General features: G+C 67.1%; 21 protein-coding genes. 17 read left to right on the forward strand and 4 right to left on the reverse strand.

The genetic code is table 11. The features are described 5' to 3' along the window. Positions 1 to 32: 32 nt before the first annotated feature. The 12 genes from phnD (at position 33) to phnP (ending at position 9,927) form a co-directional block, all read left to right on the forward strand. Positions 33 to 1,034 (forward strand): phosphonate ABC transporter substrate-binding protein, encoded by a 1,002-nt coding sequence (gene phnD, locus FIV02_RS08650; RefSeq protein ID WP_037057138.1) that lies wholly within the window; start codon positions 33 to 35, stop codon positions 1,032 to 1,034. 195 nt (positions 1,035 to 1,229) lie between these two features. Beyond that, on the forward strand, positions 1,230 to 2,021 hold the full coding sequence (phnE, locus tag FIV02_RS08655; RefSeq protein ID WP_037057140.1) for a phosphonate ABC transporter, permease protein PhnE: 792 nt from the start codon (positions 1,230 to 1,232) through the stop codon (positions 2,019 to 2,021). A gap of 20 nt (positions 2,022 to 2,041) precedes the next feature. Then, on the forward strand, positions 2,042 to 2,764 hold the full coding sequence (phnF, locus tag FIV02_RS08660; protein WP_080757062.1) for a phosphonate metabolism transcriptional regulator PhnF: 723 nt from the start codon (positions 2,042 to 2,044) through the stop codon (positions 2,762 to 2,764). 11 nt (positions 2,765 to 2,775) lie between these two features. Then, positions 2,776 to 3,225, forward strand: coding sequence for a phosphonate C-P lyase system protein PhnG (phnG, locus tag FIV02_RS08665; RefSeq protein ID WP_150609000.1), 450 nt, complete (start codon positions 2,776 to 2,778; stop codon positions 3,223 to 3,225). Beyond that, positions 3,225 to 3,836 carry a phosphonate C-P lyase system protein PhnH gene (phnH, locus tag FIV02_RS08670; RefSeq protein WP_152488374.1) on the forward strand — a complete coding sequence of 204 codons (612 nt, stop codon included), beginning with the start codon at positions 3,225 to 3,227 and terminating at the stop codon, positions 3,834 to 3,836. Before phnG ends, phnH begins: the two co-directional genes overlap by 1 nt. Continuing rightward, positions 3,836 to 4,912, forward strand: a complete 1,077-nt coding sequence (locus FIV02_RS08675) for a carbon-phosphorus lyase complex subunit PhnI (RefSeq protein ID WP_152488375.1) — start codon at positions 3,836 to 3,838, stop codon at positions 4,910 to 4,912. Before phnH ends, FIV02_RS08675 begins: the two co-directional genes overlap by 1 nt. Continuing rightward, complete coding sequence (locus FIV02_RS08680; protein WP_037057161.1) at positions 4,912 to 5,781, forward strand: alpha-D-ribose 1-methylphosphonate 5-phosphate C-P-lyase PhnJ; 870 nt, start codon at positions 4,912 to 4,914, stop codon at positions 5,779 to 5,781. Before FIV02_RS08675 ends, FIV02_RS08680 begins: the two co-directional genes overlap by 1 nt. Continuing rightward, positions 5,778 to 6,587 (forward strand): phosphonate C-P lyase system protein PhnK, encoded by an 810-nt coding sequence (phnK, locus tag FIV02_RS08685; protein ID WP_150609004.1) that lies wholly within the window; start codon positions 5,778 to 5,780, stop codon positions 6,585 to 6,587. The genes FIV02_RS08680 and phnK overlap by 4 nt, the downstream gene beginning before the upstream one ends. 170 nt (positions 6,588 to 6,757) lie before the next feature. Next, positions 6,758 to 7,474, forward strand: a complete 717-nt coding sequence (phnL, locus tag FIV02_RS08690; RefSeq protein WP_037057166.1) for a phosphonate C-P lyase system protein PhnL — start codon at positions 6,758 to 6,760, stop codon at positions 7,472 to 7,474. Next, positions 7,464 to 8,609, forward strand: a complete 1,146-nt coding sequence (locus tag FIV02_RS08695; protein WP_152488376.1) for an alpha-D-ribose 1-methylphosphonate 5-triphosphate diphosphatase — start codon at positions 7,464 to 7,466, stop codon at positions 8,607 to 8,609. Before phnL ends, FIV02_RS08695 begins: the two co-directional genes overlap by 11 nt. Next, positions 8,609 to 9,187, forward strand: a complete 579-nt coding sequence (phnN, locus tag FIV02_RS08700) for a phosphonate metabolism protein/1,5-bisphosphokinase (PRPP-forming) PhnN (RefSeq protein WP_152488377.1) — start codon at positions 8,609 to 8,611, stop codon at positions 9,185 to 9,187. The genes FIV02_RS08695 and phnN overlap by 1 nt, the downstream gene beginning before the upstream one ends. Continuing rightward, positions 9,178 to 9,927 (forward strand): phosphonate metabolism protein PhnP, encoded by a 750-nt coding sequence (phnP, locus tag FIV02_RS08705; RefSeq protein WP_047587851.1) that lies wholly within the window; start codon positions 9,178 to 9,180, stop codon positions 9,925 to 9,927. Before phnN ends, phnP begins: the two co-directional genes overlap by 10 nt. 312 nt (positions 9,928 to 10,239) lie before the next feature. On the opposite strand, the gene FIV02_RS08710 is transcribed toward phnP, so the two are convergent. The 3 genes from FIV02_RS08710 to FIV02_RS08720 all read right to left on the reverse strand — a co-directional run bounded on the left by FIV02_RS08710 (position 10,240) and on the right by FIV02_RS08720 (position 13,340). Continuing rightward, on the reverse strand, positions 10,240 to 10,857 hold the full coding sequence (locus FIV02_RS08710) for an NAD(P)H-dependent oxidoreductase (RefSeq protein WP_047587849.1): 618 nt from the start codon (positions 10,855 to 10,857) through the stop codon (positions 10,240 to 10,242). Continuing rightward, a complete protein-coding gene (locus FIV02_RS08715) occupies positions 10,850 to 12,244 on the reverse strand; it encodes a class II fumarate hydratase (protein WP_037056931.1) in 1,395 nt (464 codons plus the stop codon). Before FIV02_RS08715 ends, FIV02_RS08710 begins: the two co-directional genes overlap by 8 nt. 85 nt (positions 12,245 to 12,329) lie before the next feature. After that, positions 12,330 to 13,340 carry a DUF2804 domain-containing protein gene (locus FIV02_RS08720; protein ID WP_047587846.1) on the reverse strand — a complete coding sequence of 337 codons (1,011 nt, stop codon included), beginning with the start codon at positions 13,338 to 13,340 and terminating at the stop codon, positions 12,330 to 12,332. Positions 13,341 to 13,617: 277 nt separating this feature from the next. Here FIV02_RS08720 and FIV02_RS08725 point away from each other — a divergent pair, with 277 nt between their 5' ends. The 5 genes from FIV02_RS08725 (at position 13,618) to FIV02_RS08745 (ending at position 18,043) form a co-directional block, all read left to right on the forward strand. Next, positions 13,618 to 14,115: a DUF2059 domain-containing protein gene (locus FIV02_RS08725; RefSeq protein WP_047587844.1), complete on the forward strand. Its 498-nt coding sequence runs from the start codon at positions 13,618 to 13,620 to the stop codon at positions 14,113 to 14,115. Positions 14,116 to 14,126: 11 nt separating this feature from the next. Continuing rightward, on the forward strand, positions 14,127 to 14,420 hold the full coding sequence (locus FIV02_RS08730) for a BolA family transcriptional regulator (RefSeq protein ID WP_037056937.1): 294 nt from the start codon (positions 14,127 to 14,129) through the stop codon (positions 14,418 to 14,420). Positions 14,421 to 14,694: 274 nt separating this feature from the next. After that, complete coding sequence (locus tag FIV02_RS08735) at positions 14,695 to 15,633, forward strand: rhodanese-related sulfurtransferase (protein WP_152488378.1); 939 nt, start codon at positions 14,695 to 14,697, stop codon at positions 15,631 to 15,633. A gap of 3 nt (positions 15,634 to 15,636) precedes the next feature. Next, a complete protein-coding gene (locus FIV02_RS08740) occupies positions 15,637 to 16,269 on the forward strand; it encodes a DsbA family protein (protein ID WP_152488379.1) in 633 nt (210 codons plus the stop codon). After that, positions 16,262 to 18,043, forward strand: a complete 1,782-nt coding sequence (locus tag FIV02_RS08745; RefSeq protein ID WP_152488380.1) for an ABC transporter ATP-binding protein — start codon at positions 16,262 to 16,264, stop codon at positions 18,041 to 18,043. The genes FIV02_RS08740 and FIV02_RS08745 overlap by 8 nt, the downstream gene beginning before the upstream one ends. Before the next feature lie 772 nt (positions 18,044 to 18,815). Here the strand turns inward: FIV02_RS08745 and FIV02_RS08750 are convergent. After that, positions 18,816 to 19,679, reverse strand: a complete 864-nt coding sequence (locus FIV02_RS08750) for a LysR family transcriptional regulator (protein ID WP_152488381.1) — start codon at positions 19,677 to 19,679, stop codon at positions 18,816 to 18,818. Between the last annotated feature and the right edge of the window lie 79 nt (positions 19,680 to 19,758).

The following is a 19,758-nucleotide window of genomic DNA, read 5'->3' on the forward strand; positions in this document are numbered from 1 at the left end:
AACAACGCCAACCCGCAACAGGAGTGTGCTCCATGTTCAAACGCATCGGCCAGGTGCTGGCTGCCTCTGCGCTCGTAACCGGTTCCCTGCTGGGCTCGGCCCAGGCTGCCGAGGAACTCAACTTCGGCATCATCTCCACCGAGTCCTCGCAGAACCTGAAATCCATGTGGGATCCCTTCCTGGCCGACATGAGCAAGCAGACTGGCGTGAAGATCAACGCCTTCTTCGCTCCTGACTACGCCGGGATCATCCAGGGCATGCGCTTCGACAAGGTCGACGTGGCCTGGTACGGCAACAAGTCGGCCATGGAAGCGGTGGACCGTGCCGGTGGCGAGATCTTCGCCCAGACCGTCGCCGCCAACGGCGCCCAAGGCTACTACAGCCTGCTGGTGGCGCACAAGGACAGCCCGATCAACTCGGTCGAGGACATGCTCAAGAATGCCGCGAACCTGACCTTCGCCAACGGTGATCCGAACTCCACCTCCGGCTACCTGGTGCCGGGCTACTACGTGTTCGCCCAGAACAACGCCGACGCCGGCAAGATCTTCAAGCGCTCGCTCAACGGCAGCCATGAGGTCAATGCCCTGTCGGTCGCCAACAAGCAGGTCGATGTCGGCACCTTCAACAGCGAAGGGATGGAGCGCCTGGAAGTCACCGCACCGGACAAGGCCGCACAGCTGAAGGTCATCTGGAAGTCGCCGCTGATTCCGTCCGACCCCATCGTCTGGCGCAAGAACCTGCCTCAGGAAACCCGCGACAAGCTGCGCAATTTCTTCATGACCTACGGCGCCAAGCCGGAGGAGAAGAAGGTGCTCGCCGGTCTGCAGTGGGGCCAGTTCCGCGCTTCGGATAACGACCAGTTGCTGCCGATCCGTCAGCTCGAGCTGTTCAAGAAGCGCACCGAAGTGGCCAACAGCACCACGCTCAACGAGGCCGACAAGCAGGCTCAGCTCAAGGAGCTGGATGCCGAGCTGGCCAAGCTGCAGCAACGCATGGCCGAACTCGAGAAGAAGAGTGGCGCCAGCGCCGGCTGACCCCGAGAGCCGTCCCGCCCTGGCGGGACGGCTCGTTCCGCGAACCTGTCCATGACCTTACGAGCTGGATCCCTGCAACGCCGATGGCGGCCCCCGCAGATACAGGCGAGAGCACTCCGAGCCCGGTTTTGCAGCAACAGGGCCGACGCGCAGCAGGTTGTGAACAGGTTCTGAATGAGTGATCGAGAGTTACCCATGACTACATTGACCACCGCCACCCCGATCGCCGATGGCAAGCGCAGCTGGCTGCAGCTGATCGGCTGGGGGCTGTTCTTCGCCGTGCTTGCCTGGTCCTGGCAGGGCGCGGAAATGAACCCGCTGGCGCTGGTGCGCGATGCTGGCAACATGTCCACCTTCGCCGCCGATTTCTTCCCGCCGGACTTCAGCAACTGGCGGCACTATCTCAAGGAGATGGTGGTCACCGTACAGATCGCCCTGTGGGGCACCGTACTGGCCATCGTCTGCGCCATCCCGCTGGGCATCCTCTGTTCCGAGAACATCGTGCCCTGGTGGGTCTACCAGCCGGTACGCCGGGTGATGGACGCCTGCCGGTCGATCAACGAAATGGTCTTCGCCATGCTCTTCGTCGTCGCGGTCGGCCTCGGCCCCTTCGCCGGCGTGCTGGCGCTGTTCATCAGCACCACCGGGGTGCTGGCCAAGCTCTTCGCCGAGGCGGTCGAGGCCATCGACCCGGGCCCGGTGGAAGGCGTGCGTGCCACTGGTGCCAGCGCGCTGCAGGAGGTGATCTTCGGGGTCATCCCGCAGGTCCTGCCGCTGTGGATCTCCTACTCGCTGTACCGCTTCGAGTCCAACGTGCGTTCGGCCACGGTGGTCGGCATGGTCGGTGCCGGTGGTATCGGCGTGATCCTCTGGGAGGCCATTCGCGGCTTCCAGTTCGGCCAGACCTGCGCCGTGCTGATCGTGATCATCCTGGTGGTGAGCTCCATCGACATCCTCTCTCAACGCCTGCGCAAGCTCTTTATCTGAAGGAGAAGGAGGGCGCCTGTGTGCGCCCTTTTCGAACGATGAACTTGTCTAGACAAAACGAGCCGCTGTACCGCGAACTGGCTGGCGTGCTGCGCGAGGAACTGCAGCGCATGAGCCCGGGCGACTACCTGCCGGGCGAGATGCAACTGGCCGCGCGCTTTTCCGTCAACCGCCACACCCTGCGCCGGGCGGTGGACGAACTGGTCCTCGAAGGCCGCCTGTTGCGCCGTCAGGGCAAGGGCACCCAGGTGCTGGCCAGGCCGCTGGTCTATCCCGTGGAGGCGGGCAGCGCCTTCAGCCAGTCGCTGTCGGCCCTCGGGCACCGGGTCGAGGCACGCCTGATCGAGCGCCTGTGCCGCACCGGCAGCAGCGAGGAGTGCCGTCATCTGCAGTTGCCCGATGGCAGCGAGCTGATCGAACTGGCCACCCTGCGCCTGCTCGACGGCCAGCCGCTGAGCCTGATTCGCCACCGCTTCTGCGCCAGCCTGGCGCCGCTGCTGGCGGACTACCAGGGTGGCTCGCTGCGCCAGTACCTGGCCGAGCGCGACCTGCCGCTGGTGCGCACCTTCAGCCTGATCGGCGCGCGCCTGCCCAGCCGCGAGGAGGCCGCGCATCTGCTGATGCCGCGCCATGCGCCGCTGCTCAGCGTGCTCACCCTGTCCCGCGATCCTTCTGGTCGAGCGGTGGAGCTGGCGCAGTCCAGCAGCCGCGCCGACCGCTTCCAGTACCAGGTAGCGACCTGATGGAGACCCGCATGAACGACCTTGACTCGAACACCGTCGCGCGCCAGCGCTGGATGGGGGTGCTGGCCCGCGCCGGCCAGGCCCTCGATGCCCATGAAGCGGCGCTCAGGGATAGCGCCTACCAACTGATCCGCGCGCCCGAGGTGGGCATGACCCTGGTGCGCGGGCGCATGGGCGGCACCGGCAGCGCCTTCAACCTGGGCGAGATGACCGTCACGCGCTGCGTGGTGCGCCTGGCTGACGGCCGTACCGGCTACAGCTACCTGGCCGGCCGCGACAAGCGCCGCGCCGAGCTGGCGGCCCTGGCCGATGCCCATCTGCAGGGCAGCGACCAGGCCCGCTGGCTCAGCGACCTGATCGAACCCCTGGCCCGCCAGCAGCGCGAACAGCGCCTGGCCCGGGCCGCCCGCACCGCCACCACCCAGGTGGAGTTCTTCACCCTGGTCAGAGGAGAGGATTGATGAACACGCCGCACAGCTCGCACTGGCTGCAACCGGCTTTCGATGACCCGGTGCTGGATGCCCAGGTCAGTTTTCGCGCCGCACTCAATGCCCTGGCCGAGCCAGGACAGCCGCGCGCCATGGATCGCGCTCACCCACTCGGTGATCTGGCACCGGCCACCTATGGCCTGTGCCTGGCCTTTCTCGACAGTGACACGCCGCTGTGGCTGGCACCGCGTTTCGATACGCCACTGATTCGCGCCAACCTGGCCTTTCACTGCGGCTGCCCGATCGTCGACGACCGCGAGATCGCTCTGTTCGCCCTGCTCGACGAGAGCGAGCTGGTCGACCTGTCCGACTTCGACAACGGCAGCGAGCGTTACCCCGACCAGTCCTGCACGCTGCTGATCCAGCTCGATGACCTGCACGCCGGCGCGGCCCTGCGCTGGCGCGGGCCGGGCATCAAGGACGTGCGCAGCGTCAGCCTGCAGCTGCCGGCCGGCTTCTGGCCGCAGCGCCAGGCCCGTAGCGCATTCCCGCGCGGGCTGGACTGCTTCTTCGCTGCAGGCGCCGAGGTCATCGGCCTGCCGCGCAGCACCCATGTGCTGATCGAAACCGAGGAGGCCGCCTGATGTATGTCGCCGTCAAAGGTGGCGAACGCGCCATCGACAACGCCCACCAGCTCCTGGCCAGCCGCCGTCGCGGCGATAGCAGCATCGCCGAACTGGAGGTGGAGCAGATTCGCCAGCAACTGCCACTGGCCGTCGCCCGTGTGATGAGCGAAGGCTCGCTGTACGACGAAGAACTGGCCGCGCTGGCCATCAAGCAGGCCGCAGGTGACCTGATGGAGGCCATCTTCCTGCTGCGCGCCTACCGCACCACCTTGCCGCGCTTCGGTGCCAGCGAGCCGCTGAACACCACGCAGATGCAGCTGGAGCGACGCATCTCCGCGACCTTCAAGGACCTGCCCGGCGGCCAGCTGCTCGGCCCGACCTTCGACTACACCCATCGCCTGCTGGACTTCGCGCTGCTGGCCGAGGGCGAGTATCCGCCGCCGCCGTCCGGCGCGCAGGACGAGCCGAGGCCCTGCCCGCGGGTGCTGGATTTCCTCGCCGAGGAGGGGCTGATGGCGCGCGAACAGGACGATGCCGCGCCGGTGCCGGACATCACCCGCGAGCCGCTGGCGTTCCCCTCCAGCCGCGCCGAGCGCCTGCAGGCACTGGCGCGGGGTGACGAGGGCTTCCTCCTGGCGCTGGGCTATTCCACCCAGCGCGGCTACGGGCGCAACCACCCCTTCGCCGGGGAGATCCGCATCGGTGACATCGAGGTGTGGATGACGCCGGGCGAGCTGGGCTTCGCCGTGCCGCTGGGCGACATCGAAGTGACCGAGTGCGAGATGGTCAACCAGTTCGTCGGCGAGAGTCCCGAGCAGGCGCAGTTCACCCGTGGCTACGGCCTGGCCTTCGGCTACGCCGAGCGCAAGGCCATGGGCATGGCGCTGGTCGACCGTGCCCTGCGCGCCGGCGAGTACGGCGAGGAGGTGCAAGGCCCCGCGCAGGAAGAGGAATTCGTGCTGATGCACTGCGACAACGTCGAGGCCGCCGGCTTCGTCTCGCACCTGAAGTTGCCGCACTACGTCGACTTCCAGGCCGAACTGGAACTGATCCGCAAGCTGCGTCGCCAGGCGCCGGCAGAGGAGAACCGCTGATGAACCCTTCGACCACCAGCGGCGCCCGCGAGGCGTCCGCGTACAACTTCGCCTACCTGGACGAACAGACCAAGCGCATGATCCGTCGCGGCCTGCTCAAGGCCGTGGCGATCCCCGGCTACCAGGTGCCGTTCGGCGGCCGCGAGATGCCGCTGCCTTATGGCTGGGGCACCGGTGGCATGCAGCTGACCGCCGCCATTCTCGGTCGTGACGACGTGCTCAAGGTCATCGACCAGGGCGCCGACGACACCACCAACGCGGTCTCGATCCGTCGCTTCTTCGCGCGTACCGCAGGTGTCGCCACCACCGAGCGCACGCGGGAGGCCAGCGTCATCCAGACCCGCCACCGCATTCCGGAAACGCCGCTCGCAGCCGGGCAGATCATGGTCTACCAGGTGCCGATTCCCGAGCCGCTGCGCTTCATCGAACCGTCGGAGAGCGAGACGCGCACCATGCATGCGCTGGAGGACTACGGGGTGATGCACGTGAAGCTGTACGAGGACATCGCCACGTTCGGCCACATCGCCACGGCCTACGCCTACCCGGTGACGGTGGACGAGCGCTACGTGATGGATCCGTCGCCGATCCCCAAGTTCGACAACCCCAAGCTGGACATGAGCCCGGCACTGATGCTGTTCGGTGCCGGCCGTGAGAAGCGCCTGTACGCGGTGCCGCCCTATACCCGTGTCGTCAGCCTGGACTTCGAGGATCACCCCTTCGCCGTGCAGCAGTGGGACGAGTGCTGCGCGTTCTGTGGCAGCAGCGAGTCGTTCCTCGACGAGCTGATCGTCGACGACGCCGGCAGCAAGCGCTACGTCTGCTCCGACACCGACTACTGCCGCCAGCGCACCGAGGAGAGCCTGCAATGAGCGCCGCCGAACGTCTGCAACCTGCCCTGGAAACGGCCGAGCCGCTGTTCTCGGCGCGTGACCTGACCCGCCTGTACGGCCCGGAGAAGGGCTGCCAGGGCGTGAGCTTCGACCTCTATCCCGGCGAAGTGCTGGGCATCGTCGGCGAGTCCGGTTCGGGCAAGTCCACCTTGCTCAGCCTGCTGTCCGGGCGCTGCCTGCCGGATCGCGGCGCGGTGCGCTATCGCGGTCGCACGGGGCAATGGCTCGACCTCTACAGCGCCAGCGAAGCCGAGCGGCGCACCCTGCTGCGCACCGAGTGGGGCTTCGTCGAGCAGAACCCGCGTGACGGCCTGCGCATGGCGGTGTCGGCCGGCGCCAACATCGGCGAACGGCTGATGGCCCAGGGCGTGCGCCATTACGGCGAGCTGCGCGCCGCCGGGCTCGACTGGCTGAGCCAGGTGGAGATCGACCCGGCACGCATCGACGACCTGCCGCGCACCTTCTCCGGCGGCATGCAGCAGCGCCTGCAGATCGCCCGCAACCTAGTCTCCGCGCCGCGCCTGGTGTTCATGGACGAGCCGACCGGCGGGCTGGACGTGTCGGTGCAGGCTCGCCTGCTCGACCTGCTGCGCGGCCTGGTACGCGAGCTGGACCTGGCGGTGGTGATCGTCACCCACGACCTGGCGGTGGCGCGGCTGCTCGCCGACCGACTGATGGTGATGCGCCGCTCGCATGTGGTGGAAGCGGGGCTGACCGACCAGATCCTCGACGATCCGCAGCATCCCTATTCGCAGCTGCTGGTGTCGTCGGTGCTGCAGCCCTGAACGTGCCGCGCACTGGGGAAACGTAGGGTGGATGACGCTCTTCTCATCCACCAGCGAATCACCACCGGTGGATGGATAAAGCGCCATCCACCCTACGACAGATGGGCGTTTCTCCCCTCTCCCGCGACTGGGGGAGGGGGCAGACCGTGCCTAGCGTATTCGAGGTGTGTATGAACAACCTGATCGAGGTCACCGGCCTCAGCAAGACCTTCACCCTGCACCAGCAGAACGGCGTCGTCCTGCAGGTGCTGCGTGACCTGAACTTCAGCGTGCGCGGCGGCGAGTGCCTGGTGCTGCACGGCCAGTCCGGCGCAGGCAAGTCGACCCTGCTGCGCACCCTGTACGGCAACTACCTGGCTGCCGGCGGCAGCATCCGCATCCGTCATCAGGGCGAAGCGGTGGAGCTGGTCGGCGCCGAGCCGCGCCAGGTGCTGGCGGTACGCCGGCAGAGCCTGGGCTACGTCAGCCAGTTCCTGCGGGTCATCCCGCGGGTCTCGACCCTGGACGTGGTGATGGAGCCGGCCCTGTCGCGCGGCTGGGCGCGCAGCGATGCCGAGGCGCGGGCCAAGGCGCTGCTGACCCGGCTGAACATCCCCGAGGCGCTCTGGCAACTGGCGCCGGGCACCTTCTCCGGCGGCGAGCAGCAGCGCGTCAATATCGCCCGCGGCTTCATGGTCGAGTGGCCGCTGCTGCTGCTCGACGAGCCCACCGCCTCGCTGGACGAGACCAACCGCCAGGTGGTGCTGCAGCTGATCGCAGAGGCCAAGGCCGCCGGCAGCGCACTGATCGGCATCTTCCACGACCGTGCTGCCCGCGAGGCGGTGGCCGATCGTTACCTGGACATGAGCGCCGCCGCGGCGCAACCGGAGTACGTGTATGTCGTCTGAACAGATTCTCAGCAATGCCCGCATCGTCACCGCCGATCGCGAGTTCCTCGGCTCCGTGCTGCTGCGCGACGGGCTGATCGCCGCTGTCGACGAGGGCGCCAGCCAGCTGGCGCAGGCCCAGGACCTGGGGGGTGACTACCTGTTGCCGGGGTTGGTGGAACTGCACACCGACAACCTGGAGAAACACATGAGCCCGCGTCCCGGGGTGGACTGGCCGTCGGCGTCGGCGGTGCTCACCCACGACGCCCAGATCGTGGCCGCCGGGATCACCACGGTGTTCGATGCGCTGTCTATCGGTGACATCAACCCGCGTGGTCGGCGCATGCAGCAATTGCCGGCGATGATCGAGGCCATCGCCGCCGCCGAGACGGCCGGGCAGACCCGCGCCGAGCACCGCCTGCACCTGCGCTGCGAGCTGTGCCACCCCGATGCGCTGAGCCTCTATCGCGATCTGGTGGAGCACCCGCTGGTGTCGCTGGTGTCGGTGATGGATCACTCGCCGGGCCAGCGCCAGTTCGCCAAGGTGGAGAAGTATCGCGAGTACTACATGGGCAAGTACCACCTGAGCCCGGCGGAGATGGAGGAGTTCCTCCAGGAGCAGATCGCCAATTCGCGCCAGTACAGCGACCGCCAGCGCCGCGCCATCGTCGAGGACTGCCATGGCCGGGGCATCTCGGTGGCCAGCCATGACGACGCCACCCTGGCCCATGTGCAGGAGTCGGCCGACTTCGGCATGGCCATCGCCGAGTTCCCGACCACCCTGGAGGCGGCCGAGGCCAGCCACCAACTGGGCCTGAAGGTGCTGATGGGGGCGCCGAACGTGGTGCGAGGCGGTTCGCACTCCGGCAATATCGCCGCCGCCGAACTGGCGCGTCACGGTGTGCTGGATATCCTTTCCAGTGACTACTATCCGGCCAGCCTGCTGCACGCCGCCTGGCTGCTGGCGGGGCAGGACAACGACTATGATCTGCCTGCGGCCATCGCCACCGTGAGCCGCGCACCGGCCAGGGCGGCCGGCCTGGACGACCGTGGCGAGATTCGCGTAGGGTTGCGCGCCGACCTGCTGCAGGCCAGGGCGCATGGCGAACAGCCGGTGATCCAGCAGGTATGGCGGCAAGCACGAAGGGTGTTCTGATGCAGGGCAGGTTGATCTATCTGATGGGGCCTTCGGGCTCGGGCAAGGACAGCCTGTTGCAGGCCGCGCGTGCGCCGCTGGAGGCGCACGGCTGCCGTTTCGCCAGGCGGGTGATCACCCGTAGCGCCGAGTCGGTGGGCGAGGACGCCGTGGGCGTGACCCCGGCCGAATTCGAGCGCCTGGAAGGCGAGGGTGCCTTCGCCCTGAGCTGGTGTGCCAACGGCCTGGCCTATGGCATCCCGGTTGAGATCGACGCCTGGCTGGACAGCGGGCAGGACGTGCTGATCAACGGTTCGCGCGGCCATCTCGAGGCTGCCCGTCAGCGCTACCCGCAACTGCTGGCGATCCTCCTGCGGGTCGACGAGTCAGTGCTGCGCCAACGCCTGCTGGCCCGTGGCCGGGAGACGCCGGAGCAGATCGAGCAGCGCCTGGCGCGCAGCCGCAGCTTCGCCGCCGGGGGCCAGGAGGGCGTTGCAGCGTCAGGGCAACCACTCTGCGTGCTGGACAACTCCGGGCCGTTGCCACAGACCGTCAGCCGCCTGCTGCAATTGCTCGACGAGGCGCGCCAATGCGCCTGACCCTGCTCGGCACCGGCGATGCCCGCCAGGTGCCGGTGTACAACTGCAGCTGTGCAGCCTGCGACGCGGCGCAGGTCTACCCGTCACGCCGCCGCCGGCCCTGTTCGGCATTGATCGAATGCGGGGCGCAGCGCTGGCTGATCGACAGCGGCCTGAGCGACCTGACCGAGCGCTTTCCGCCGCACAGCTTCAATGGCATCCTGCAGACGCATTACCACGCCGACCACGCCCAGGGGCTGCTGCACCTGCGCTGGGGCCAGGGCCTGGTGATCCCGGTGCATGGCCCGGATGACCCGGAGGGTCTGGCCGATCTGTACAAGCACCCCGGCATCCTCGATTTCAGCCAGCCCTTCGCGGCCTTCGAGCGTCGCCAGCTGGGCGAGCTGACCGTCACTGCCGTGCCGCTGACCCACTCCAGGCCGACCTTCGGCTACCTGTTGCAGGGGCAGGGCAGGCGCATCGCCTACCTCACCGACACCGTCGGAGTGCCCGAAGCCAGTTGCGCCGAGCTGCAGCGGGCGCCGCTGGATCTGCTGGTGCTCGATTGCTCCACCGCGCCGCAACCGGTGGCGCCGCGCAATCACAACGACCTGACCCGCGCGCTGGAGATCATCGCTCGCCTGCAGCCGGCCCATGCGGTGCTGACGCACATCGGTCACAGCTTCGATGCCTGGCTGCTGGACCACCCCGATGCCTTGCCGGCAGGCGTCAGCCTGGCCAGTGACGGCCTGGTGCTGTAGCCCGGATAAACTCCGGGGGTATGCGCGGTGTAGGTGTCCGGCAGCGAATCGCTGTGGTGGATGGGTAGAGCATCATCCACCCTACGACCTGATACATCCGTAAATCGTGCGCGTAGCCCGGATGCAATCCGGGGGTATGCGCGGTGAGGGTGTTCGGCAGCGAAGCGCTGTGGTGGATGGGTAGAGCGTCATCCACCCTACGGTCTGATACATCCGTAAATCTTGCGCGTAGCCCGGATGCAATCCGGGGATGTGCGGGGGTGGGTGCTCGGCAGCGAATCGCTGTGGTGGATAGGTGGAGCGTCATCCACCCTAGGTTCGGGCGCCCAGTATTTCGGCCTTGCGCAGCCAGCCCTGGCGCTGCTCTTCGGTGGATGGCCGCACCGGGGCGAACTCGCTCAGGCGACGGGTCCTGATACCGCAGAAACCGAGAATGGTGCGCACCATCTGCCGATGCGCCGGGGCGCCGTAGATCCAGCGGAAATACCAGCGCGGCGTGTCCATGGTCACCAGCAGGTCGGCGCTGCGTCCGCTGAGCAGCTTGTCCCAGAGCTGCGAGCGATTGCGGTACCTGAAAGCGAAGCCGGGCAGGAACACGCGGTCGAAGAAGCCCTTGAGCAAGGCCGGCACGCCACCCCACCAGACGGGGTAGACGAACACCAGGTGTTCGGCCCAGTGGATCAGGCGCTGCGCTTCGAGCAGGTCCGGTTCCAGGTTCTGGCTCTGGTCATAACCGTCGCGCAGTATCGGATCGAACTGCATTTCCCCGAGCCTGAGCTGGCGCACCACGTGTCCCTTGCCGCGTGCGCCGTGGCTGAACGCTTCGGCCAGGGCGTGGCAGAGGCTGTCCTGCTTCGGCGAGCCGAGAATCAGCAGGATGCGCTTGCCGTCTCCTTCCAGCGGCGTTGCGCCGCTCTTGCCCTCACTCATGCCAGCCGGCTCCGAGCATGTCCTGTGGGCGTACCCACTGGTCGAACTGCTCGTCGTTCAGGTAGCCGAGCTGCAGCGCGGCCTGGCGCAGCGTGCTGCCTTCGTTGTAGGCCTTCTTGGCGATCTCGGCGGCCTTGTCGTAGCCGATGTGCGGGTTGAGCGCGGTGACCAGCATCAGGCCGTTCTCCAGGTGGGCGGCCATCTGCGCGGCGTCCGGCTGCAGGTCGGCGACACAGTGCTGCTGGAAGTTGCGGCAGCCGTCGGCCAGCAGGCGGATCGACTGCAGCAGGTTGTGGATGATCACCGGCTTGAACACGTTGAGCTGCAGATGACCCTGGCTGGCAGCGAAGCTGATGGTGCTGTCGTTGCCCAGCACCTGGCAGGCGAGCATCGACAGCGCCTCGCACTGGGTCGGGTTGACCTTGCCGGGCATGATCGAGCTGCCCGGTTCGTTGGCGGGCAGGCGCACCTCGGCGAGACCGGCGCGCGGCCCGGAACCCAGTAGGCGCAGATCGTTGGCCAGCTTCATCAGGGCCACGGCCAGGGTCTTCAGCGCGCCGGAAAGCTGCACCAGCGGCTCATGGCCGGCGAGGGCGGCGAACTTGTTCGGGGCGCTGGTCAGCGGCATGCCGGACAGCGCCGCCAGTTCGGCGGCCATCGCTTCGGCGAAGCCGGCCGGGGCATTCAGGCCGGTGCCGACGGCGGTGCCGCCCTGGGCCAGTTCGCACACCGCAGGCAGCGCTGCGCGGATGGCGGCCTCGGCGTGGCCGAGCTGGGCGACGAAGGCGGACAGCTCCTGGCCGAAGGTGATCGGCGTGGCGTCCATCATGTGCGTGCGCCCAGTCTTGACCAGGCTGGCGTGGCGCTGCGCCTGCTCCTGCAGGCCGTCGCGCAGTTCGGCCAGGGCCGGCAGCAGGCAATGGCGAACGTCCTGCACCGCGGCGATGTGCATGGCGGTGGGGAAGCAGTCGTTGGAGCTCTGCGCGCGATTGACGTGGTCGTTGGGGTGCACCGGGGTCTTGCCGCCGCGCTGGCCGCCAGCCAGTTCGTTGGCGCGGCCGGCGATCACCTCGTTGACGTTCATGTTGCTCTGCGTGCCGCTGCCGGTCTGCCAGACCACCAGCGGGAACTGCGCGTCGTGCTGGCCTTCGAGCACTTCGTCGGCGGCCTGCTCGATCAGTCGGGCGATGTCGGCTGGCAGTTCGCCGTTGCGGCTGTTGACCCGCGCAGCGGCCTTCTTGATCAGGGCCAGGGCGTGCAGCACGGCCAGCGGCATGCGTTCCTGGCCAATGGCGAAGTTGATCAGCGAGCGTTGGGTCTGCGCGCCCCAGTAGGCGTCGGTGGGGACTTCGATGGGGCCGATGCTGTCGGTTTCGGTGCGGCTCATGGCGTTCTCCGGGGCAAATGCGAGGGTGCTGGCAGTTTAGGTCGCGCTGCCGGAGACTGGTTCCGCAACTTCTCTATCGCCCCGATTACCAGCGGGCGTGAGTCTCTCCCAGCCAGCCCAGCGCGCCGTCCACCGGTACCCGCTCGCCCTTGGGCCCGCGCAGCACGCCGGTGAAATGACCGAAGTGCTGGACGGTGTTGGCATGGAACGGGCCGATCTTGGGGCAGGCCTTGTGCAGCTGGCGTGGAGCGAAGCGCAGGGATACGCGGTCGTCTTCGCTGTCCAGGCGCCAGGGGGTGAGGGGCGCGTGGGAGGTCCGCTCGATATGCATCGGACTGCCCAGTTGCTGCACTTCGCCGCCGAACCACAGCGAGTTTTCCGACAGGCCGCTGTGGTCCAGCCAGCCTGAACCGAAGTTGCCGGCGATGCCGCCAGCGGCGGCGAACGCGGCGCGTTGCCAGTAGCTGTTCAGCGGCCAGACGCCCCGGCCGAAATCGAGGGCGGCAAAACTCTGCCCCGGCGTGCAACTGTAGTGCTTGCGCCCCAGTTGCAGGCTGCCGGCGGTGGGCAGTCCCAGTTGCCGGCTGGTGGCGTGGAAGCCGCCATTCTGCATGGGCGCGACCAGATTGACCGATTCCAGGTGGGCCGGGCGCTGGATATCCAGCGCCACCTGCATGGGCTGGCCACCGATATCGGGCGCCGCAGCGGTCAGGCGCAGGCGGCCGGAGTGCTCGTCGATGCGCAGCTGCAGCCGGGAGTGGCTGAAGGAGTGGCTTTCCAGGGGCAGGTCGGGCAGCTGGCAACCGAGGGCGAAGGGGCGGAGCTGGGTGTGGGCCACTGCCTGGCCGCTTTCCAGGTCGAGGAAGTAGGCGGCGCCGTAGCCGAGGTAGTCGAGATCGGCCAGGGTCAGCGAGAGCATCCACTGCGGGGTGGTGATGCACCAGTGATTCCAGCGCTTGCGCCGTCCGGCATGACCCCGCAGGGCGCAGTCGACGAGGGGGCGATTGGACCAGCCAATGGCTTCGTCCAGCAGCTTGCCCTTGCTGTCGCAGAGCGGCTGGAGCCGAAAGGGCGCATGTGAGGCGAAGCTGTTCATCGAGCACATCCATGTTTGTGCGCGGGCTGGCGATCAATTGCCGTGTCGTAGGGTGCGCACGCCTTGCTGGAGATAATGGCTGGAGGCAGACAGAATGCCGAGCCTGCCCAAGCATGAGCAAGTACTGGCACTTTGGCAACTGACCAGTGGGTGCGCCGGTGGGCAACACGGCTGTGAGCCAGCGCACAGTTCGCGACGCTTGAGCGAAATTGGCGCAGGGCACAAAATGCCGGCACCGTAGTCTACCCAGACTCATTCATCACCGTTGGAACCTCTCATGCCCCGTTTCCACCAGTTGTGTGCCGCCGTACTGCTCGCCGCCGGCTCGTCCCTGGCCATGGCCGATGCCGCCAGCCATGCCGCCGATGCCGAGCGTTTCCTCAAGCTGGCCCACGCTGACAAGCTGACCGTGCCGGTGTACGGCCAGGTGCAGCAGATGTTCGCCCAGCGTTTCGCCCAGGCGCCGGAAGGCAAACAGGCCGTGCTGGAGAGCTACCAGGCCAAGGCCAATGCCGCACTGGACAAGGCCGTGGGCTGGGACAAGCTGAAGCCGGACATGGTCAAGCTCTACACCAGCAACTTCGACGAGAAGGAGCTCAAGGAGCTGATCCGTTTCTACGAGTCGCCGCTGGGGCAGAAGGTGTTGCAGAAGATGCCGATGCTGACGGCGCAATCGGCACAGATCACCCAGGGCAAGCTGGAAACCGCCGTGCCTGAAGTGAACAAGCTGCTGGCCGACATGAGCAACGAGCTCGGCCTGCCGAAACAGCCCTGATGGAGCCCAAGATGTCCAAGCAAGACCTGATCGTCACCGCCCTGGCCGGGCTGCAGCCCGAGCACCTCGAGGTGCTGGACGAGAGCCACATGCACAGCCGTGGCCTGGAAACCCACTACAAGGCGGTGATCGTCAGCCCGGCGTTCGCCGGGTTGAACGCGGTCAAGCGGCATCAGAAGGTCTATGCCACGGTCGGTGAGTTGATGGGCCAGATCCACGCGCTGGCGCTGCACACCTACACCCCGGAGGAGTGGGCCGCGCAGGGCACGGCGCCCGCTTCGCCGACCTGCCGCGGCGGGCATTGACCTGGCCCGGATGAAACCTGCGGCAGCATTGCCGCAGATTTCCCGGGTGGCGCTGCGCTCAAACAGGTCAATGCCGGGCTAGCCGAAGACGCAATCCGGGGCGGCGAGCATTCCCGGATTGCATCCGGGCTACGCGGCAGGCTGTCGCGCCCTGTCGCCAACTTTCCCCGCTGATTGACCGCTTTGCTACAATCGCCCCCGCGCCGGCCCATGCCGGCGTTTTTCATGTCACCCGGTCCGCCCTTTACGTGGGCGACTACTGAGAGAACTGTTCATGACAGACAAGATCGTCGTGGCGGCGCTGTATAAATTCGTCTCCCTGACGGATTATCAGGCGCTGCGCGAACCCCTGCTGAAAACCCTGCTCGACAACGGTATCAAGGGCACCCTGCTGCTCGCCGAAGAGGGCATCAACGGCACCGTTTCCGGCACCCGCGCGGCCATCGATGCGCTGCTCGCCTGGTTCCGCCAGGATGCCCGTCTGGCCGATATCGACCACAAGGAATCCTACTGCGACGAACAGCCGTTCTATCGCACCAAGGTCAAGCTGAAGAAGGAGATCGTCACCCTCGGTGTGCCGGGCGTCGATCCCAATCAGCGTGTCGGTACCTACGTCGAGGCCAAGGACTGGAATGCCCTGATCAGCGACCCCGAGGTGCTGCTGATCGATACGCGCAACGACTACGAGGTGTCGATCGGTACCTTCGAGGGTGCGATCGACCCCAGGACCAAGACGTTCCGCGAGTTTCCCGAGTACATCCGCCAGCACTTCGACCCGAGCAAGCACAAGAAGGTGGCGATGTTCTGCACCGGCGGCATCCGCTGCGAGAAGGCCTCCAGCTACATGCTCGGCGAAGGTTTCGAGGAGGTGTACCACCTCAAGGGCGGCATCCTCAAATACCTCGAGGACGTACCGCAGGAAGAGACCAAGTGGCAGGGCGACTGCTTCGTCTTCGACAACCGCGTGACCGTGCGCCACGACCTGTCGGAAGGCGACTACGATCAGTGCCATGCCTGCCGCACGCCGATTTCCGTGGAAGAGCGCCAGTCCGAGTTCTACAGCCCTGGCGTCAGTTGCCCGCATTGCTGGGACTCGCTGCCGGAGAAGACCCGTGAAGGCGCGCGCGAGCGGCAGAAGCAGATCGAGCTGGCGCGTCAGCGTAACCAGCCACACCCGATTGGCCGAGACCCCCGCCAACTGAACGAGGCCTGATGCATGACCAGCCGCCTGCTCTACGTGATGGACCCGATGTGTTCCTGGTGCTGGGGCTTTGCGCCCGTCGCCGAAGCGCTTGCCGAGCAGGCCGCCGCAGCCGGTGTGGCGTTGCAGATCGTGGTAGGTGGCCTGCGGCGTGACCGGATTGCGGTCGATGCGGCAGCGCGAGTGCGTTACCTGGGGTACTGGCAGGCGGTCAATGCCAGCACCGGGCAGCTGTTCGACTTCGAGCGTGGCCTGCCGGAGGGCCTGGTGTACGACACCGAGCCGGCCTGTCGCGCCCTGGTCACCGCACGCAGCCTGGATGCGGACAGTGCCTGGACACTGCTCAAGCTGATCCAGCAGGCCTTCTACACCGAGGGTGCTGATGTCACACAGGCTGGCGTGCTGGTGCAACTGGCGGAGCAGGCGGGCATCCCGCGCATCGAGTTCGCCGAGGCGTTCGACAGCCAGGCGATGCACGATGCCACGCTGGCCGACTTCACCTGGGTGCAGGACCTCGGCATCGCCGGCTTTCCCACCCTGCTCGCCGAGCGCGACGGCCAGCTGGCGCTGCTGACCAACGGTTATCAGCCGCTGGAAGCCCTTTCACCCCTGCTGGGACGCTGGCTGGAGCGTGCCGGCCATGCCTGATAGGTTGAGCTGGGCGCAGATTCGGCGCCTGGCCCTGCGTCACAAGAAGGCGCTGCTGCTGGCCAACCTGGTGGCGGTGCTGGCGACCCTGTGCAGCGTACCGATTCCCCTGTTGTTGCCGCTGCTGGTCGACGAAGTGCTGCTGCATGATGGCAACGCCGCGCTCCAGGTGATGGACCGCTTCCTGCCCGCCGGCTGGGAAACGGCGGCCGGCTACATCGGCCTGATGCTGTTGCTGACCCTGCTGCTGCGCAGCTCCGCGCTGATCTTCAACGTGTTGCAGGCGCGCCTGTTCGCCAGGTTGTCGAAGGACATCGTCTATCGCATCCGCGTGCGCCTGATCGAGCGCCTCAAGCGCATTTCCCTCGGCGAGTACGAGAGCCTGGGCGGCGGCACCGTGACCACCCACCTGGTCACCGACCTGGACACCCTGGACAAGTTCGTCGGCGAGACCCTGAGCCGCTTTCTGGTGGCGATGCTGACCCTGCTCGGCACGTCGGCCATCCTCATCTGGATGCACTGGCAGCTGGCGCTGCTGATCCTCCTGTTCAACCCGCTGGTGATCTACGCCACGGTGCTGCTGGGCAAGCGCGTCAAGCACCTGAAGAAGCTGGAGAACGACAGCACCTCGCGCTTCACCCAGGCGCTGACCGAAACCCTGGAAGCGATTCAGGAAGTGCGCGCCGGCAACCGCCAGGGGTATTTCCTCGGGCGTCTCGGCGGTCGTGCCCGCGAGGTGCGTGACTATGCCGTGGCCTCGCAGTGGAAGAGCGATGCGTCCAGCCGCGCCAGTGGCCTGCTGTTCCAGTTCGGTATCGATGTGTTCCGCGCGGCGGCGATGCTTACCGTGCTGTTCTCCGACCTGTCCATCGGCCAGATGCTCGCCGTTTTCAGCTACCTGTGGTTCATGATCGGCCCGGTCGAGCAGCTGCTCAGCCTGCAGTACGCCTTCTATGCCGCGGGCGGTGCGCTGACGCGCATCAACGAGCTGCTGGCGCGCCAGGACGAGCCGCAGTACGTCGGCCAGGTCGACCCGTTCAAGGGCCGCGACACCGTCGGCATCGAGGTGCAGGGGCTGACCTTCGCCTATGGTGACGAACCGGTGCTGGATCGACTCGATCTGTCCATCGGCCCCGGCGAGAAGGTGGCCATCGTCGGCGCCTCGGGCGGCGGCAAGAGCACCCTGGTGCAGCTGCTGCTCGGCTTGTACACGGCGCAGGCCGGCACCATTCGCTTCGGCGGCAGCAGCCTGGAGGAAATCGGCCTGGATTGCGTGCGCGACAACGTCGCCGTGGTGCTGCAGCATCCGGCGCTGTTCAACGATACGGTGCGCGCCAACCTGACGATGGGCCGCGAGCGCAGTGACGAAGCCTGCTGGCAGGCGCTGCGTATCGCCCAGCTGGCCGACACCATCGCGCTGCTGCCGCAGGGCCTCGACAGCGTGGTCGGGCGCAGCGGCGTGCGCCTGTCCGGCGGGCAGCGCCAGCGCCTGGCGATTGCCCGCATGGTGCTGGCCGAGCCCAAGGTGGTGATCCTCGACGAAGCCACCTCGGCGCTGGACGCCGCGACCGAATATGCCCTGCACGAAGCCCTGGCGCAGTTCCTCGAGGGGCGCACCACGCTGATCATTGCCCACCGTCTGAGTGCGGTGAAGCAGGCCGACCGCGTGCTGGTGTTCGATGGCGGCAGCATCGCCGAGGATGGCGACCACCAGCAGCTGATCGCCGAGGGCGGGCTGTACGCCAAGCTGTACGGGCACCTGCAGCAGGGCTGAGCCGGCAGGGGCTTTGGCGCGGTGCTGCAAGCGGGGTTTCGCGGCTGCAGCGGAATGCCGCCCAGCCGCTCCTGCAGGTGGACGATGTTGACTTGACCGCTACCACTGAGGCCCCGGATTTCATCCGGGCTACAACGCGGCTCGAATCACGTAGCCCGGATGTAATCCGGGGTGCCGTGCAGGCTGATACCCGCGGGAACTGGACTGTCGCGGCTGAAACCCCTCCCACGTGGGGTGTACGGCTGCTCTGTTTCGCTCAGGAGCGTCGTAGGAGCGGCTTCAGCCGCGATGCTCTTTTGCGTACCCGACCCCCGCAGATTGCATCCGGGGTGCCGCTTCGTAGCCCGGATGCAATCCGGGGCGCCGTGCAGGCGGATACCCGCGGGAACTGGCCTGTCGCGGCTGAAGCCCCTCCCACATGGGGTGTCCGGCTGCTCTGTTTCGTTCAGTAGCGTCGTAGGAGCGGCTTCAGCCGCGATGCTCTTTTGCGCACCCGATCCCCGCAGATTACATCCGGGCTACCGCTTCGTAGCCCGGATGCAATCCGGGGCGCTGTGCAGACGGATACCCGCGGGCACTGGCCTGTCGCGGCTGAAGCCCCTCCCACGTGGGGTGTCCGGCTGCTCTGCTTCGTGCAATAGCGTCGTAGGAGCGGCTTCAGCCGCGATGCTCTTTTGCGCACCCGATCCCCGCAGATTGCATCCGGGCTACCGCTTCGTAGCCCGGATGCAATCCGGGGTGCGGTGCAGGCGGACATCTGCGAGTGCTTGTCTCAGGCGCTGGTCTTCAGCGCCTTGCCCAGTTCCTCGAACAGCGTCTGCACCGAGCGCAAGGCGCGGCAGTCGGGGCGGGTCAGCAGCCAGAGTTCGGTGTCGCAGCCGGCCAGGGGTTCGCTGAGCGCCCGCAGGTCGGGCTGGCTGCGCAGGACGAAGTCGGGCAGGGCGGCAACGCCGAGCCCGGCACGGGTCAGCTGAGACACGGCGTACATGCTGCTGCAGCGGTAGCTGGGCATGACCCCGGGCAACTCGCGCAGGCGCCAGAGCACGGTGGCGTGGTCCGGCATCGACTCGTCCGGGGCGATCCAGCTCTGCCGCGCCAGGTCGCTGCGGTCCTGCCCGTCGTCACGTGCGCAGACCACGTAGGACACCTTCGCCAGCCGCCGGCCAACCAGGTGCTCCGGTGGCTGGTTGGTCAGACGCAGCGCCAGGTCGGCATCGCGCCTGCTCAGGTTGGCGAAGTCGTTGGAGGTCACCAGCTCCAGCGACAGTGCCGGGTAGTTGGGCATGAAGCGCGCGAGTGCCGGCAGCAGCAGGCTGCTCAGGACCGCGTCGGTGCAGGTCAGGCGCACCGTGCCACTGACCACGTGCTTGCCCTGTTCCAGGGCCACGCGGGCGGCGTCCAGTGCCTGTTCGGCGTGCTCGGCCTGCTCGGCCAGGGCCCGCGCGGTCTCGCTGGGCTCGTAGCCGCGCCGGCTTTTCTCGAACAGCGCCACGCCCAGTGCGGCCTCCAGGCGCCGTACGGCGCGAAACACTGTCGAGACGTCCACCTGCAGCAGTTCGGCGGCACGGGCCAGGGAGCGGCCACGCACCAGGGCGAGTACCAGGGAAAGGTCGGCGTGGTCGATCTGATATTGCATCGCTGCAATTCCTGCTTGTCAGTTTGCCAATTATTATTGCGTAAGCGCCCTCTTATAGTGGCAGGTAAACCGCCATGCA

Origin of the sequence: Pseudomonas sp. THAF187a (genome assembly GCF_009363395.1) — a bacterium.
In the GTDB taxonomy this organism is placed as follows: Bacteria; Pseudomonadota; Gammaproteobacteria; order Pseudomonadales; family Pseudomonadaceae; genus Aquipseudomonas; species Aquipseudomonas khazarica.

Coding starts and splice junctions, on each gene's coding strand:
- phnD (WP_037057138.1), top strand. CDS start 33: ATGTTCAAACGCATCGGCCAGGTGCTGGCTGCCTCTGCGCTCGTAACC.
- phnE (WP_037057140.1), top strand. CDS start 1,230: ATGACTACATTGACCACCGCCACCCCGATCGCCGATGGCAAGCGCAGC.
- phnG (WP_150609000.1), top strand. CDS start 2,776: ATGAACGACCTTGACTCGAACACCGTCGCGCGCCAGCGCTGGATGGGG.
- phnH (WP_152488374.1), top strand. CDS start 3,225: ATGAACACGCCGCACAGCTCGCACTGGCTGCAACCGGCTTTCGATGAC.
- FIV02_RS08675 (WP_152488375.1), top strand. CDS start 3,836: ATGTATGTCGCCGTCAAAGGTGGCGAACGCGCCATCGACAACGCCCAC.
- FIV02_RS08680 (WP_037057161.1), top strand. CDS start 4,912: ATGAACCCTTCGACCACCAGCGGCGCCCGCGAGGCGTCCGCGTACAAC.
- phnK (WP_150609004.1), top strand. CDS start 5,778: ATGAGCGCCGCCGAACGTCTGCAACCTGCCCTGGAAACGGCCGAGCCG.
- phnL (WP_037057166.1), top strand. CDS start 6,758: ATGAACAACCTGATCGAGGTCACCGGCCTCAGCAAGACCTTCACCCTG.
- FIV02_RS08695 (WP_152488376.1), top strand. CDS start 7,464: ATGTCGTCTGAACAGATTCTCAGCAATGCCCGCATCGTCACCGCCGAT.
- phnN (WP_152488377.1), top strand. CDS start 8,609: ATGCAGGGCAGGTTGATCTATCTGATGGGGCCTTCGGGCTCGGGCAAG.
- phnP (WP_047587851.1), top strand. CDS start 9,178: ATGCGCCTGACCCTGCTCGGCACCGGCGATGCCCGCCAGGTGCCGGTG.
- FIV02_RS08710 (WP_047587849.1), bottom strand. CDS start 10,857: ATGAGTGAGGGCAAGAGCGGCGCAACGCCGCTGGAAGGAGACGGCAAG.
- FIV02_RS08715 (WP_037056931.1), bottom strand. CDS start 12,244: ATGAGCCGCACCGAAACCGACAGCATCGGCCCCATCGAAGTCCCCACC.
- FIV02_RS08720 (WP_047587846.1), bottom strand. CDS start 13,340: ATGAACAGCTTCGCCTCACATGCGCCCTTTCGGCTCCAGCCGCTCTGC.
- FIV02_RS08725 (WP_047587844.1), top strand. CDS start 13,618: ATGCCCCGTTTCCACCAGTTGTGTGCCGCCGTACTGCTCGCCGCCGGC.
- FIV02_RS08730 (WP_037056937.1), top strand. CDS start 14,127: ATGTCCAAGCAAGACCTGATCGTCACCGCCCTGGCCGGGCTGCAGCCC.
- FIV02_RS08735 (WP_152488378.1), top strand. CDS start 14,695: ATGACAGACAAGATCGTCGTGGCGGCGCTGTATAAATTCGTCTCCCTG.
- FIV02_RS08740 (WP_152488379.1), top strand. CDS start 15,637: ATGACCAGCCGCCTGCTCTACGTGATGGACCCGATGTGTTCCTGGTGC.
- FIV02_RS08745 (WP_152488380.1), top strand. CDS start 16,262: ATGCCTGATAGGTTGAGCTGGGCGCAGATTCGGCGCCTGGCCCTGCGT.
- FIV02_RS08750 (WP_152488381.1), bottom strand. CDS start 19,679: ATGCAATATCAGATCGACCACGCCGACCTTTCCCTGGTACTCGCCCTG.